The following is a 14,232-nucleotide window of genomic DNA, read 5'->3' on the forward strand; positions in this document are numbered from 1 at the left end:
CCCTCAGAGACAGCTTGGCCCATATGTGACGGAAATTCAACGGGTGTGGCTTCTAGGTCTCATCGCCGTCTGACTGCAAAGCAGCCATACGCCTCGTCAGCGTGTTTCGGTTCAATCCCAGCAGCTTAGCAGCATCCTGCCGGACGCCGTTTGACGATTCCAGCGCCGCAGCGAACAAGCCACGGTCGACAGCGATCTGGGCTTTCTCACCTATGCCGCTCTCTCCAAGCGCCAAAGCTGTTCCGAAGAATCGCGCTGCGGCCTCACTCAAATCCACCCCCGGATCACGACCGGAAAACTCATGGATGGCGGCTTCGATCTCCTCGACCGACAAGGGGCCACGCGCGCCCTGCATGCTAAGATGCAGGGCGACGCGCTTCAATCCCAGCACTTCACCCGGCCAGACCTGACTGTTGATAAAGGCCCGCACCGTCTCATCCATTTCGCGAGGCGTGGATTGCTCTGACAGGAAGTGAGCGAACAGAAGCGCCCGGTCTCCCCCCCGATCACGCAGAGGCGGCAATTGGACACGCCCGATCGCCAAATGAGACAACAGGACCGGCCTTAAATGCTCACCAATGTCCGGGGTCGCGGTCGCCAGAATACGGGGACTATCCCCGCGCGGGGTTTCCAGCGCCTCAAGAACCCAATCCTGGCAGTCCTCGTCCCAGCGCTCAGCGCGACGGAGGATCAAGGCGCCGCCGGCCGCTGTTTCAAGCAAGGCCGGCCCTTCGCGTCGCATCCGCGCCGGCCCCGCCTCTATGACAGGACCCGCAATACCGCTCTCAGCGATGAGAACCCGGGCGCTGTGCGCCCGGCCACTCCCCTCAGGCCCGGTAAACAATACCGGCGAGGAGGTCCGCGCAAGTCGTCCCAGGGCGCGAAACGCTTCCTGCATCGCCGATGAGCGGCCGACCAAGCCACCAAACCCCTGCGACGAAGCGACAGGGAGCACCGGGCCCACATCTTCAAGCGATCTCTTGATAACCGAGACCATCTCATTGAGATCAAATGGCTTTGGCAAATACTCGAAGACACCAGCCTTGCCGGCTTCGATCGCAGTGCGCGCCGTGGTCTGAGCACTCATGATGATGACGGGTATGTCGGGCCGCACACGGGTGACCTCGTCCAGGCGGTCCAGAAAGCTCTCCCGCCCCAACAAAACGTCCGCAAGCAGCACATCGACTTCACGCCGCGCCAGTCGTTCAAGCGCCGCATCAGCGGATGCGGTGGCGCGCACTTCAAACCCGGCGCGCGACAGCGCCTTCGCGATCACAAGACGCAGGGATTCATCATCTTCCAGTATCAGGACCCGGTGCGCCATCAGCCGTCCTTACGCTCTACAGGCAGGTAGAAATGAAACTCTGTCCGCCCCGGACGAGTCTCAAACTCGACGCCGCCATTGAGAAGGTCCGCGACACGGCTGACAAGCGCCAGGCCCAGTCCCTCGCCCGCCGGTTTGCCGGTGACAAAAGGATTGAAGATCGCGTCTCGAAGCGCATCATCAACGCCCGGACCATCATCTTCAATGGCGATTTCAAGACGGGCGTCCGGCGCCGGACCACCCGGTCTGGGTTGACGATAGCGCGTATAGACTTTCACCCGACCGCCCCCCTGGCAGGCCGCTTCACCCGCATTGATCAGCAGATTGAGCACCGCCTGGGAAACAAGGTCGCGATCCGCCAGGGCATCGGGCAAGGAGGGATCAAAATACTCTAGCCAGACGACTTCCGGAGACGCGGACGCCCGAGCTGAACGTACGGCTTCGCGCACAAGCGCATGAAGGTTGACCCGCCCCAGTCGCGGCGGCCCGATATCACCCACCCGGCTCCAGCGCTCTGCGATACGGCGCGCGCGATCAAGTTCGGTGATGATCAGGGTCGCCAGTTCTCGGCTTTCCTCATCCTCGCTCTGGGCGATGAGTTGCGCAGCGCCCCGTGCGCCCGCCATGGGGTTTTTAAGCTCATGCGACAGCATCATTCCAAAGCCTGCCGCTGCGTTCGCCGCCACGTCACTGCGGGCGCCGCCGCCAGATTCCGGCCAGGGCCGCAGACAGACGCACACGCCTGTTTCATCAGGAGAGACATCCACCGAAATGCGCAGAGCGCGATCCGCCACCCCCACGGGCAAATCATGAGCGTACAGGGACCGGTTCTCGAGGAGCGACCGCCGCGCAAGCTCAGAAGACGCCCTGCCGACTGGCCCCGCATCTTCAAGTGTTTTGCCAATCAGGCGTTTGCGCGATTGCCCGAACAGGATCTCAGCGCGTGCATTGGCGAAGACGATTTCGCCCGCTTCATCCAGCAACACCAACGCAATCGGCGCAGCCTCGGCGGCGCGTTCCGACAGGGAGGGCGCAGCGTCGCTCAAGCTGCGCTCGCCTGACGGCTGTGAACGAACGCCATCAGTTCAGACCGCGCCTCCGCTTCGCTTTTCGCCCGGCACAACCGGCCTCGCCAGGCGCGTGCGTCATCGGGGTCAGACACCGCCCAATCCACAAAGCTCGCAAAATGCTTGCGCATGGTCCGCACGCCCAACGCTTCGCCATAAAGCGTCACACTGTCTTGCAAAGCGTCAGACAGGGATTGCGCCCCGGTTGCAAGGTCCGGCTCACCAAAGACGGCGCCGTCACACAACACGTCCGCAATCGCGCCAGGCAACCACGGACGCCCTTGAGAGGCGCGGCCGACCATGACGCCGTCAGCCCCCGATTGCTTCAGCGCCGAGCGCGCTTCATCAGGCGTGCTGATATCGCCATTGACGATCAAGGGGATAGAGATCGCGTCTTTCACAGACGCGACCGCGGCCCAATCGGCTTGATCCTTGTAAAACTGCTGACGCGTGCGGCCATGCACCGTCACCATTTTCACGCCGGCCTCTTGCGCACGCAAAGCCAGTTCGGGGGCGTTCAGGCTGTCATGATCCCAGCCCAGACGCATTTTCAGCGTCACGGGGACAGAGACCGCCTTCACCGTCGCCTCGATTAACGTCAGCGCATGGTCGAGATCACGCATCAGGGCTGAGCCGCTCAGCCCTCGCGTCACCTGACGCGCCGGACATCCCATATTGATGTCGATCACATCCGCGCCCGCCTCTTCCGCCAGGCGCGCGCCGACATCCATCCATTTCGCCTCGCGGCCTGCGAGCTGAATCACATGAGGACCGCAATCACCATCAGCACGCATGCGCCGGATCACGTCCTCACGACCTTGCGCGAGCGTTTCACACGCCACCATCTCGCTGACGACTAGGCCAGCGCCAAACTTGAAGGCCTGTTTGCGGATCGGCCAATCGGTCACGCCCGACATCGGCGCCAACAACACAGGCCGCTCGACGCGGATCGGTCCGATGTCAAAACCAGTCAGCAGAGGGTGAGTGCAAGTCATGTCCATGAGATACCGCGTCTCTCACCGGTCTTCCAGTGACACTGTGACTCGTAACTCTTGTGCAGGAGAATTCGGGCGCCTCCCGCACGCTGCGTTCTCCCTGGAAGGTTTTGACTCCCATTAAGTTCCCCCTACAGTTGTTTTTCTAATTCTCTTATCTCTCTGGAGGACACTATGAAATCTGTTCGCTTCATGCTGAGCGCCGCCGTGCTGGGCCTCGCCAGCCTGCTCGCCACTCCGGCCGCGCAGGCCTCTACTATTCCCGAAGACGCTGTGGTGCTGTCCTGCACCGAAGTCGCCGGCTTCTACAGCGTCAGGATTTTTCACAACGGCATTATCTATGACGTCTTCAGCGACACCTGCCCGCTAAATCCGTAAAACTCAGATCCTCGATCTGAGCCAGATACGCCCCGGCATTGAGTCCGGGGCGTATTCATGTGCACGGTCGCTGGACCTCGTTGCCTGAATTGCCTATCGCTGACTTCAGTACAGTCAGAGGTCTAGCGAGCACCCCATGGGCTATAGCGCATGCATCGTCGCTGCCGGGCGCGGAACGCGCGCTGGCGCTGGGACGCCAAAACAGTTTCGCAATTTGGCGGGGCGCCCCGTGCTGTCCTACAGCATCAATCGGTTCGCCCAGGATCCAGCCTGCACGCAAATCATCATCGCACATGCGCCGCGTCAGGCCGAAGCGGTGCGCGCCTGCCTGAATGGCGCCGAGGCCGTCCTTGTCGAAGGGGGCGAGACGCGCACCCAGTCCGTGCGCAACGCCCTCGCCCATGTGTCGCACGAACAGGTGCTGATCCATGACGCTGCGCGGCCGCTGGTGTCCGACGCCGTGATCGCCCGCTTGCGCGCCGCGCTGGACAGCGCACCTGGCGCCGCGCCCGCTCTGCCGGTGGCCGACGCCCTGGCGCTATCTGATGACGCTGGCGTTACGCCGGTCAGTCGGGAGGGCCTGTATCGTCTTCAAACGCCGCAAGCATTTCAAACCCAGCTTTTGCGCGAGGCTTTCCAGGCCGCTTCAACCGATTATCCTGATGAGGTCTCGCTGGCACGCGCTAGCGGGCTTAATGTCATGCTGACCCAAGGTGAGGAACGCAATTTCAAAGTGACTTACCCGGACGATTTTGAACGTGCTGAGCAAGCGTTGGCTGGCGGCGCATCACCTGCCGCCCTCACCGTGACCGGCATGGGCTATGATGTGCACCGCATGGCGGCGGGCGATGGCGTACATCTGTGCGGGGTATTCATTGAGTGCCCCTACCGGCTGATCGGGCATTCGGACGCCGACGCCGGCCTTCACGCCATCACAGACGCTCTGCTGGGCGCGGCGGGGCTGGGCGATATCGGCGACCACTTCCCGCCCAGCGATGACCAATGGAAAGGCGCGGATTCTGCGATGTTTCTCGCGCACGCCGCCAAGATCGCCGCAGAAGCTGGAGCGCGCGCGGTCCATGTGGATGTCACGCTGATATGCGAACGCCCCAAGATCGGCCCGCACAAAGCCGCCATGAAATCCCGCGTCGCCGAGATTCTGGACCTTGATCCCAGGCGAGTGAACATCAAGGCGACCACCACAGAAAAGCTCGGCTTCACCGGTCGCGGCGAAGGGCTGGCGGCGGAAGCGATTGTAACGGCGGTGCTGTCATGAGCCCGGCGTACAGCTACGCAGAACAGGTCATTGAACGGGCGAAGGCGCGCGGCGTCATGATCGCGACAGCGGAATCGTGCACGGGCGGGCTGATCGCGGGCGAATTAACCGGCATTCCGGGCTCGTCGGCGGTCGTGGACCGTGGCTTTGTGACTTATTCCAACGACGCCAAGATGGACATGCTGGGCGTGTCGCCAGACACCATCGAGACCCATGGCGCCGTCTCGGTTGAAACGGCGAAAGCCATGGCTGAAGGCGCACTGGCGCACAGTCGGGCGGGTCTCACGGTGTCTGTGACGGGAATCGCCGGGCCGGGAGGCGGCAGCGCGGACAAACCTGTGGGACTGGTCTGGTTTGGCTGCGCACAAACAGGAAAACCCACGCTGACTCTAAGCCGCCGCTATGGCGATGTCGGACGCGACCGGGTGCGCGCGCTCACGGTTGAAGAGGCGCTGAAGCTCTTGTTGAACAGCCTAGGCTGAGGCTTCCGGCGTCGGAATACGCTTGAGCGCTTCAGTGTAATCGAGATCAGGGTCGCCGACCGGTTCAAACCGTTTGGCCGCTTCAGCCTCAAAGGCGCCGATCAGATACCGGATCGCCCGCGTCCGACTGCCATCGAGCAGCATTTGCAGGACCGGGTTCTTGAACCCGTAGCGGATCCAGAAATCAACAAGCGTCGAGCCGTCCTCAAGACGGTGAAAGCGCCAACGATTGGCCAGCTCGTGGAACGGGCCTGACAGATAGGTCACGTCAATGGCGAGCGACGGCGCGTCGAGCGTCACCCGGGTGGTGAAGCCTTCACGGACAAACTTGTAGCGGACGCGCGCTTCCGCATCGAGTTCCCCCACTCCATCAACCACCGCATCGCGAGTCACGCGCATGGCGGTGATCAGTTTGATGAAATCGGGATAGCGACGCACATCGCCGACCAGCTCAAAGAGATCTTCAGGCCGGTAGCGCAAGCGCATCCGTTCTACATGCTCGGCGCTCATGGAACTCTCTAGAGGGTTTTGCCGGACGCCAGCGCAGCCTCGCGGGCGGCGCGCATGCGCTCGAAATCATCCCCGGCATGATAGCTCGACCGGGTGAGCGGGCTGGCGGACACCATCAAGAACCCTTTGGCGCGGGCGATGGTCTCATAGCTTTTGAATTCTTCCGGGGTGACATAGCGGTCCACCGCGGCGTGCTTGCGGGTCGGCTGCAGATACTGGCCTATGGTCAGGAAATCGATGCCGGCGGAGCGCATATCGTCCATCACCTGCATCACTTCTTCCTTGGTCTCACCCAGGCCGACCATGATGCCGGACTTGGTGAACTGGCTGGGGTCGCGTTCTTTCACGCGCTCCAGCAAGCGCAGCGAATGGTAATAGCGCGCGCCCGGACGAATGCCGAGATAGAGCCGCGGCACGGTCTCCAGATTGTGGTTGAACACGTCCGGACGCGCATCGATGACGACTTCCGCCGCCCCCGGCTTGCGCAGGAAGTCCGGCGTCAGAATTTCAATGGTCGTACCCGGCGCGGCTTCCCGGATCGCCCGGATGACCTGGGCGAAATGTTCAGCCCCGCCATCGGCGAGGTCATCACGGTCCACCGAGGTGATGACGACGTGCTTGAGCTCCATGGTCGCCGTGGCGTGGGCCACGCGACGCGGCTCATCGGTATCGAGCGCATCCGGCAGACCGGTCTTCACATTGCAGAAGCTGCAGGCACGGGTACAGGTCTCACCCATGATCATGAAGGTGGCGTGTTTTTGCGACCAGCACTCGCCGATATTGGGGCAGCCCGCCTCTTCACACACGGTGACGAGATTATTCTCCTTCACCACATTACGCGTCTCGGAGAACACGCCGCCCGTCGGGGCCTTCACGCGAATCCAGTCCGGCTTTCGCAGCACCGGCGTATCGGGGCGCTTTTGCTTTTCCGGGTGACGCGCGGCGCGAGCGTCGGGCGTGGCGGAGCGGGGGGATGAGATCAGGTTGACCATACGCCCCAGATAAGCCCCCCGGCCCTTTCCATCAAGTTCACAAACAGCGCTCATATCGGTCATTTAGACGAATGACGAATTATTAGCTTGCATTCATTTCGACGATTAGCTAATCATCTATTCATGAGCAACGTATTCAAAGCCCTCTCTGACCCTACACGACGCCGGGTTCTGGAACTGCTGCGCGAACGCCCGATGACGGCGGGAGAGCTGGCGGCAGAATTCGACGTCTCCAAACCCACCATGTCCGCGCACTTCTCAGTCCTGAAGGACGCGGATCTGGTGGACGCTACAAAAACAGGAAAAATCGTCACTTACCGCATCAAGCTCAGCGTTCTTGAAGACGCGCTCCTTGGGTTCGCCAAGACTTTCGGCCTGGGCGACGGCTCCCCTACAGATACAAAGGACCAAAACAATGGCGCAGACTAAAGCTCCGTTTTTTTCCACAGCCGCCATTTTGGCCTTGGCCTTTCCGCTCGCTGGCGTCCTGGCCGTGCGCGAGCCCGATGAAGGCTGGATGTTCATTCTGGGCGCGATTTTCCTGCCGGTCGCCTGGCTGCTCGTGGAGACCCTCAAATTCAGCAATCAGGAAAACAAACCTTCCGAAGAAGACCGCGTCACGTTGCGGAAATCGATTCGCTCCGCCGGAATTCTGATCCTGATCCCCATGGGTTTGACGGTGGTGTTCACCTCCGGATTCACCTGGATCACCGACGCTTGGGAAATCCGCATTATGGGCAGCGCCTTTGGCATCGCCATGATCGTCATCGCCAACGCAATCCCGAAACGCCCGACCTCATTGAGCCCGGGCAGCGCCTCCCAGGCCCAGCGACAGGCCATCGCCCGATTTTCCGGTCTGGTTTTGATGATCACCGGCGCGCTCTACATCCTCGCCGCCTTCATCACGCCACAGGATTATTCAGCGCTCGCACTCACCGCGATCGCCGTGTGCGGCTCCCTTCTCGTGGTGGCCCGATGCCTGATGGTCATGCTCGGCGCAAAAACCCAAGCCTGACATTCCTCTGACAGCCGGAGCGCCTGAAGCGCTCCGGCTGTCCTTCCCCTGACCCTGTCACATCTCAACAGCGCACTCTGCCGCTGAACAGGAGAGCTGTGTCCGGGTCACAAGAGCCAACAGAAAGAAGCACTCCATGGCCCAACGACACTCCTCCCTGTTCACGATACTGACCGGCGGATTTCTGATCTTGCTGGTCACCGGTCTCGCCTCGGCGCAATCGGTCGCGGATCGCTCGGGCGACTGGCTAGCGACTTTGGAAACACCGGGCGGTGACATGCGCCTGCAGGTTACGGTCACAATAGATGAAGACGGCGAGCAGACAGCGGTTCTGGAAAGCCTCGATCAGGCTCCGGGCCAACTCATTCCGATCAGCAGCGTGGCGATCTCCCTGGATCGCTTTGAGTTTTCCATCGCCGCGATCGGCGCCCGGTTCGAAGGCGAATGGAACGACTCCGAAGCCAGTTATGACGGCGTCTTCAGCCAGGGCATGCAGATCCCCACAAGCTTTGCTCGCCCGACCGGAGACACCGCGATCTTCATCGACGGCATGGATGGAGTTTGGGAAGGTCAGCTGATCCGAAACGACACCGAGCTGGAGTTCGCGCTGAACATTCAGACCGGCGAGGACGGCACCCGCGTCACGCTCGATTCCATCTCCCAGGCCGCCTACGATATCCCGGTCCGCAACTTCAGCCGCTCCGGGGATGCAGTGTCCTTTCAAGTGCCCGCCGCCAATGTGACCTATCAAGGTCAGGTGAATGGCGACACGCTGAGCGGAGACTGGATGCGTCCCGGTTTTGATACTGTCACGGTGACATTCGAGCGCGTATCCGAGACGGTCGAGGCTCCCAATCGCCCACAAACGCCGCAAGCGCCCTTTCCGTACACCATCGAGGAGGTCCGCATCGACAATCCTGAGGCCGAGGGCGTGACGCTGGCGGGCAGCCTGACCTTGCCCGAAGGCGAAGGCCCGTTTCCGGGCGTGGTGCTGATTTCGGGGTCTGGCCCGCAAGACCGTGACGAGACCGTATGGACTCACCAGCCCTTCGCGGTTCTGGCCGATCATCTGACCCGGCAGGGCATTGCAGTGTTGCGATATGACGACCGGGGGTTTGCAGACTCGACCGGCGATTTCGCCAGCGCGACCTCATACGATTTCGCCTCTGACGCCGCCGCTGTTGCGGAGTGGATGCGCAATCATCCCATGATAAACGCCGTCGGCCTCGCCGGGCACAGCGAGGGCGGCCTGATCGCACCGATCGTCGCGGCCGAGCACAGCGACACCGCCTTCATTATCTTGTTGGCGGGGCCCGGCACGCCGGGGCATCGCTTCATCATTGACCAGATCGTGGCGAACTCCGACGCATTGGATGTTGATCCCGCCGAAACCCGAGAGCGCGTCGCCGTCATGGAGACGCTGGTGGACGCGGTGCGTCATGCGCGCGACCGGGAAAGCGCCGAAGCGGCGCTGGACGGTCTCCTGACGGAAGAGACCCTCGCCATACTGCAAGTGCCGGCCGATCAGAAAACGATCCTCATCAATTCCATGCGACGGGACTGGTATCGCGCCCTGGTGAACTATGATCCTGCGGACTGGTTCGCGCAGATGGACCAGCCTGTTCTGGCGCTGCAAGGCACGCTGGACCTGCAGATCGTCGCCGAACCCAATGTGGCGGGACTGGACGCCTTGCTCGCTGACAAGCCCGATGCGCAAATCGTCGTGCTGGAGGGGCGCAACCATCTGTTCCAGAACGCCCAGACGGGCCTCATGACCGAATATGCGCAGATTGAGGAAACCTTTGATCCCGAAGTCATGGCGCTGATCGCCAACTGGATCAATGAACGCTTCGGCGCAGAACGCTAGAAACGCGCGCGCCCCGGCGCACGAGAGTCCGGTCCCTGGGTCAGGGACTGGACATCCTCGCCCAGCCGGACATTCGTCAGATTGGACTGACTGGGTAGGAAATCCACCAGCAAGCGGTTGTCGATGATCACGGAGTCACCAGGCTCAGGCGCGTCTCCGACAAAATAGAAGAAGGTGAACTCGCCATCAGGCTCGGCGCCCACATATCGTAGCGGCGCCGGCCCCTCGCCTTCCACACGCATTGAGAACCGAGCGGCCGCATACGCGCCCAAGCGCAACAAGCCCTCGCGGGTCTCGTACAACTCGGCGTCGTCAATGGCGTTGAACCCGATCGCGGGGTGCAGGTCGTGGGTGTAGAGCCGGTGTACGACCTCAAGCTCGCCCGTGGTCGCATTGACTGAAATATCCGTCAGCCCGGCATGAAGCCGATGGGCGTAAGCGGAGCCGGCCGCTGCGCAAAGCGCAACGGCCAGAACCAGCGTCCGGAGGACGGAACCCATGCTTACTGATCCCGGGTCTGGATGCTGTCGCGTTCAACGCGCAGATCCATATCGTCCATCAGCGAGGACGGGCTGGAGGTGTTGCGATACACCTCAAGACGGCTGGGCTGGATTTGCGGCGGATAATAATTATCCGTGCGATCCGCGTCCGCGGTTTCAAGATGCGGGTCCAGCTCCACGGACACGACCTGTTTGTCAGTGATGTAGCGCCAGATCGCGGAGTCGGGATTGAAGCGCCAGATCTCGGCCGGAATACGCACTTCATCCGTGCTCCCGTCAGCAAAGCTGAACTCCAGAATGACCGGCATCACCACGCCGCCCTGGTTTTCCAGATTCACGAAGTAGACGTAGCCGTCATAATCAAGCGCCGCAGCTTCATGCTCGGGCAGATCGCCATCGCGCAGGCTTTCATACGCTTCACGCTGGCGATTGGTGACCACATGCGGATCGTTGGCCGAGTAGAAATCCTGAACTTCAGGGTTCTCGTTCTCGTAGAAGGCCAGACCCTCTTCGATATTGTTCTGCAACGTCGTGGAATTTGACGTGTCCGCGTCCCGCTGGCGATCAAGCGGGTTCTCGATCTCCGGGTCTTCGGTGTTCACCGTGCCTTCGGTCACGCTGGTGATCGCGATGTCCACATGGTCGGTGGAGTAGAACCAGCCACGCCAGAACCAGTCGAGATCCACGCCCGAGCTTTCCTCCATGGTGCGGAAGAAGTCATACGGGGTCGGGCGCTTGAAACGCCAGCGCTCGGAGTATTCGCGGAAGGCGCGATCAAACAGTTCGCGGCCCAGCACCGTCTCGCGCAGCACCACCAGAGCGGTCGCCGGCTTGCCATAGGCGTTGTTGCCGAATTGCGGGATGGAATCGGATTGGGTCATGATCGGCACCTGATTGGTGGAGACCATGTAGTCGGCGATCAGATCCGGGTCGCCGCGGCGCACAGGATAATCTTCAGACCAGCGACGCTCGGCCTGGAACTGCAGGAAGGTGTTCAGTCCCTCGTCCATCCAGGTCCATTGGCGCTCATCGGAGTTCACCGTCATCGGGAAGTAGATGTGCCCGATCTCGTGGATGATCACGCCGATCAGGCCGTGCTTGGCGCGGCGTGAATAGGTCAGCTCGCCATCTTCGCCGATCACCGGGCGGCCATAGCTGGCGCCGTTGAAGGTGATCATCGGGTATTCCATGCCGCCCTGCGGACCGGAAATCGACTGCGCGGTCGGGTACGGATAGGGGAAGGAGAACTCGTTATAGACGTCGATCGTGTGCTCGATGGCGCGGGTGGAGTATGTCGACCACAGCGGCTCGGCTTCATTGGGATAAAAGCTCATCGCCATGACGCGATCCGGCGCCTGACCGCCGCCGTCCTGCTCGACGCCCACCGCATCCCAGATGAACTTGCGCGAGGTCGCCCAGGCGAAGTCACGGACATTCTCGGCCGAGAACTCCCAGGTCGTGGTGGAGCGGGTGCCGCGACGCTCATTGGCGCGCGCTTCATACGGCGTAATGATGAACACCGGCTCGTCCGCGGTCGCGGCGTCTTCCAGTCGTTCGCGCTGGGCTTCGGTCAGAACGGCGTCAGCGTTTTGCAACTCGCCGGTCGCGGCGACCACGAAATCCTGCGGCACGGTGATGGCGACGTCATAATCGCCAAATTCCAGGGTGAACTCACCCCGACCCAGGAAGGCTTTATTGTGCCAGCCTTCGTAATCTGAGAATGCGGCGGCGCGCGGGAACCATTGCGCCATCTGATAGATGCAATCGCCGCCCTCGCCGTCCTCGTCAAAGCACTCCCAGCCAGACCGGCCGCCGATGACAGCGGTTTCGATCAGAACATGATCCCAATCAATGGTGAAGGTGACCGAATCGCCGGTTTCCAGGGTCTCAGGCAGATCAATCCGCATCAGCGTGTCGACGACAGTGTAATCAAGCGCCGAGCCGTCTTCCAGCGTCACACCATTGATGTTGAAGCCGAGACCGTCCTCATCCAGACGCTGCGCGCGGTTGAGCGTCCGGGCGGAAACGCCGTCGACGGACGCTGCTGCGCCCGTGCGCGAATTGGCGCGGCTGGCGCCGCCCACGGTTTCCGTCATCACCGCAATGGAATCCGGACGGAAGCGGTTCTGGTCCATCAGGAACCACAGATAATCGAGCGTATCGGGCGCATTGTTGGTGTAAGTGACCGTCGCCGAACCCGTCAGAACTTTCGAGTTCTCGTCAAAGGCCACGTCGATGTCATAGTCCACCTGCTGCTGCCAGTAATCCGGCCCCGGCGCGCCCGTGGCGCGGCGTTCGCGATTAGGCGTGGGCCAATCCTCATCCTCAAGCTGGCGAAAGGCGTCCCGCCAGTTATTTGTGGTCTGACGAATGGGATCGGCGAAACTGGGCGCACTGATCACCAGTGCTGCGCCAGCCGCCAGGGCGACTTTGAACAAGGACATGAGCGCTCCCCTGATTGAAGCAAGCGTGCGGCTCTGTGACCGCTTACGAACAAAAAAATCCCGGCCAACCTACAAGGTCAGCCGGGATCGTAACAGGGTAACGCTGTACTTAATTCATTACACAGCGTCCATGTTGGGCGTTGGTTTCGTCCTTGAGAACAAGGCGATGGTCCAGGCGCCCAAGCCGATGCAGAAGACGATCATGCTGATCAGCCAGCCAATGAACGGGATCACGGAGATCAGGCCGATCACCAGGAGAGCCACCAGCATGGATCCCGCCCGCAAGCCAAAGCCCGCAGGTTCGCCCGTCCGGTTCATCACCAGATCACCGATGACCACACCGCCAAACACGTAGGACAGGAAGAGCACGATCGGCAGCGCAAAGATCAGCAGGAAAGCCAGCGGAATACCGATCACAGTGGCCAGCAGCAACACGAACAGCGTGATGGTCAGGATGGGCAGCACCGCAAGAACGACGAGGCCCAACAGTCCGGACACCCAGGGCTTGCGACGGAACGCACTCGCGACACCGGCCACGCCTTTCGGGCTCGCCAGAGACACAAGCAGACCCAGCAGGAAGGCGCTGGCGGTGAACACGCCGCCAATCGCCCACGGGCTGGGCGCGAACCCGAAATCCTCAATGCTGAAATTTACATCCGGATGGTTGAAATCGGACTCCTCGTCAAAGTCATATTCCTGGTAGTCCAGCTCGCCGATTTGCGCACCCTCCGCCACTTGCGGCGGCTTGGGCGAGCGTACGGTGACAGGTCCGGTGATCACAGCGCCGCTCTCAAACACAACGTCGCGCGCGCGAATATCCAGCGGCCCCTCGATCGTGCCCGAAATCACAACATCGCGCGCATGAATTTCGACGGCCTGGACCAGACGACCTTCCATGTAGAGCTCGCGTGCGCCGATCTCGGTTTCACCGGAGACCACAGCATCCGGGGTCAGGATGATGGTTGAGCCAGCAAGGGACGCATTGCCCGCCACTGTGCCGTTCAGCGTCAAGTCAGCGCCAGCAGCTTCAAGATCATCAAACAGGTCGGCGCCGACACGAATATCTGCGCCCGCCAGCCCGACTTCGCCCTGGATGGTTCCGTCCAGTTCGATATCTGCAGCCACGATCTGAACCTCGCCATCCACGGTGACGTTCATCCGAACATCCGCCGCAAACACCGTCAGATCGCCGCCGATACGCCCTTCCCCGACCACATCGGCAGCCAGAACGAGCACATCGTCGTTTTCATCCAGCGAGAGATTGAGATCCCCGCCGATATATTGGCCCGCATGAGCCGCACCGCTCGCCGCGCCGCACAAAAAGCCGGCGACCAGCAGGGAATGCAAATGTCTTTTCAGAGACTTGATCATCAAACCTCTCC

14 protein-coding genes are annotated in these 14,232 nt (G+C 61.5%); 6 read left to right on the plus strand and 8 right to left on the minus strand.

The genetic code is table 11. From position 1 onward, the window contains the following. Window positions 1–52: 52 nt before the first annotated feature. Genes G405_RS0100390 through dusB form a run of 3 tightly spaced genes read right to left on the minus strand, consistent with a single transcriptional unit; the run spans window position 53 to window position 3,392 of the window. Window positions 53–1,324, minus strand: a complete 1,272-nt coding sequence (locus G405_RS0100390) for a response regulator (RefSeq protein WP_022699512.1) — start codon at window positions 1,322–1,324, stop codon at window positions 53–55. Beyond that, window positions 1,324–2,370, minus strand: a complete 1,047-nt coding sequence (locus G405_RS14605; RefSeq protein WP_022699513.1) for a two-component system sensor histidine kinase NtrB — start codon at window positions 2,368–2,370, stop codon at window positions 1,324–1,326. Before G405_RS14605 ends, G405_RS0100390 begins: the two co-directional genes overlap by 1 nt. After that, window positions 2,367–3,392, minus strand: coding sequence for a tRNA dihydrouridine synthase DusB (gene dusB, locus G405_RS0100400; RefSeq protein ID WP_022699514.1), 1,026 nt, complete (start codon window positions 3,390–3,392; stop codon window positions 2,367–2,369). Before dusB ends, G405_RS14605 begins: the two co-directional genes overlap by 4 nt. A gap of 168 nt (window positions 3,393–3,560) precedes the next feature. On the opposite strand from dusB, the gene G405_RS0100405 reads away from it, so the two are divergent. From G405_RS0100405 to G405_RS0100415, 3 genes are all read left to right on the plus strand, one after another. After that, window positions 3,561–3,764, plus strand: a complete 204-nt coding sequence (locus G405_RS0100405) for a hypothetical protein (RefSeq protein WP_022699515.1) — start codon at window positions 3,561–3,563, stop codon at window positions 3,762–3,764. A gap of 136 nt (window positions 3,765–3,900) precedes the next feature. After that, window positions 3,901–5,040 (plus strand): bifunctional 2-C-methyl-D-erythritol 4-phosphate cytidylyltransferase/2-C-methyl-D-erythritol 2,4-cyclodiphosphate synthase, encoded by a 1,140-nt coding sequence (locus tag G405_RS0100410; protein ID WP_022699516.1) that lies wholly within the window; start codon window positions 3,901–3,903, stop codon window positions 5,038–5,040. Next, complete coding sequence (locus G405_RS0100415) at window positions 5,037–5,522, plus strand: CinA family protein (protein ID WP_022699517.1); 486 nt, start codon at window positions 5,037–5,039, stop codon at window positions 5,520–5,522. Before G405_RS0100410 ends, G405_RS0100415 begins: the two co-directional genes overlap by 4 nt. Here the strand turns inward: G405_RS0100415 and G405_RS0100420 are convergent. Both G405_RS0100420 and lipA read right to left on the minus strand, forming a co-directional pair. Then, entirely contained in the window at window positions 5,514–6,032 is a 519-nt protein-coding gene (locus G405_RS0100420) for a type II toxin-antitoxin system RatA family toxin (protein ID WP_022699518.1), read from the minus strand. The genes G405_RS0100415 and G405_RS0100420 overlap by 9 nt on opposite strands. An 8-nt stretch (window positions 6,033–6,040) precedes the next feature. Next, window positions 6,041–7,024: a lipoyl synthase gene (gene lipA, locus G405_RS0100425; RefSeq protein WP_022699519.1), complete on the minus strand. Its 984-nt coding sequence runs from the start codon at window positions 7,022–7,024 to the stop codon at window positions 6,041–6,043. 123 nt (window positions 7,025–7,147) lie between these two features. Between lipA and G405_RS0100430 the strand changes: the two genes are divergently transcribed. From G405_RS0100430 to G405_RS0100440, 3 genes are all read left to right on the plus strand, one after another. Next, window positions 7,148–7,453, plus strand: a complete 306-nt coding sequence (locus tag G405_RS0100430; protein WP_022699520.1) for an autorepressor SdpR family transcription factor — start codon at window positions 7,148–7,150, stop codon at window positions 7,451–7,453. After that, window positions 7,440–8,039, plus strand: coding sequence for a hypothetical protein (locus G405_RS0100435; RefSeq protein WP_022699521.1), 600 nt, complete (start codon window positions 7,440–7,442; stop codon window positions 8,037–8,039). Before G405_RS0100430 ends, G405_RS0100435 begins: the two co-directional genes overlap by 14 nt. 136 nt (window positions 8,040–8,175) lie before the next feature. Next, on the plus strand, window positions 8,176–9,906 hold the full coding sequence (locus G405_RS0100440) for an alpha/beta hydrolase family protein (RefSeq protein WP_022699522.1): 1,731 nt from the start codon (window positions 8,176–8,178) through the stop codon (window positions 9,904–9,906). Here G405_RS0100440 and G405_RS0100445 read toward each other — a convergent pair. The 3 genes from G405_RS0100445 to G405_RS0100455 form a co-directional block, all read right to left on the minus strand. Then, on the minus strand, window positions 9,903–10,406 hold the full coding sequence (locus G405_RS0100445) for a DUF6702 family protein (RefSeq protein ID WP_022699523.1): 504 nt from the start codon (window positions 10,404–10,406) through the stop codon (window positions 9,903–9,905). The two genes, G405_RS0100440 and G405_RS0100445, sit on opposite strands and share 4 nt — an antisense overlap. Before the next feature lie 2 nt (window positions 10,407–10,408). After that, window positions 10,409–12,850: a M1 family metallopeptidase gene (locus G405_RS0100450; RefSeq protein WP_022699524.1), complete on the minus strand. Its 2,442-nt coding sequence runs from the start codon at window positions 12,848–12,850 to the stop codon at window positions 10,409–10,411. A 117-nt stretch (window positions 12,851–12,967) separates the two neighbouring features. Beyond that, entirely contained in the window at window positions 12,968–14,221 is a 1,254-nt protein-coding gene (locus G405_RS0100455) for a polymer-forming cytoskeletal protein (RefSeq protein WP_022699525.1), read from the minus strand. Between the last annotated feature and the right edge of the window lie 11 nt (window positions 14,222–14,232).

The sequence above is a fragment of the Oceanicaulis alexandrii DSM 11625 genome, assembly GCF_000420265.1.
GTDB lineage: Bacteria > Pseudomonadota > Alphaproteobacteria > Caulobacterales > Maricaulaceae > Oceanicaulis > Oceanicaulis alexandrii.

Coding starts and splice junctions, on each gene's coding strand:
- dusB (WP_022699514.1), bottom strand. CDS start 3,392: ATGGACATGACTTGCACTCACCCTCTGCTGACTGGTTTTGACATCGGA.
- G405_RS0100410 (WP_022699516.1), top strand. CDS start 3,901: ATGGGCTATAGCGCATGCATCGTCGCTGCCGGGCGCGGAACGCGCGCT.
- lipA (WP_022699519.1), bottom strand. CDS start 7,024: ATGGTCAACCTGATCTCATCCCCCCGCTCCGCCACGCCCGACGCTCGC.
- G405_RS0100430 (WP_022699520.1), top strand. CDS start 7,148: ATGAGCAACGTATTCAAAGCCCTCTCTGACCCTACACGACGCCGGGTT.
- G405_RS0100405 (WP_022699515.1), top strand. CDS start 3,561: ATGAAATCTGTTCGCTTCATGCTGAGCGCCGCCGTGCTGGGCCTCGCC.
- G405_RS0100445 (WP_022699523.1), bottom strand. CDS start 10,406: ATGGGTTCCGTCCTCCGGACGCTGGTTCTGGCCGTTGCGCTTTGCGCA.
- G405_RS0100455 (WP_022699525.1), bottom strand. CDS start 14,221: ATGATCAAGTCTCTGAAAAGACATTTGCATTCCCTGCTGGTCGCCGGC.
- G405_RS0100450 (WP_022699524.1), bottom strand. CDS start 12,850: ATGTCCTTGTTCAAAGTCGCCCTGGCGGCTGGCGCAGCACTGGTGATC.
- G405_RS0100440 (WP_022699522.1), top strand. CDS start 8,176: ATGGCCCAACGACACTCCTCCCTGTTCACGATACTGACCGGCGGATTT.
- G405_RS0100435 (WP_022699521.1), top strand. CDS start 7,440: ATGGCGCAGACTAAAGCTCCGTTTTTTTCCACAGCCGCCATTTTGGCC.
- G405_RS0100390 (WP_022699512.1), bottom strand. CDS start 1,324: ATGGCGCACCGGGTCCTGATACTGGAAGATGATGAATCCCTGCGTCTT.
- G405_RS0100415 (WP_022699517.1), top strand. CDS start 5,037: ATGAGCCCGGCGTACAGCTACGCAGAACAGGTCATTGAACGGGCGAAG.
- G405_RS0100420 (WP_022699518.1), bottom strand. CDS start 6,032: ATGAGCGCCGAGCATGTAGAACGGATGCGCTTGCGCTACCGGCCTGAA.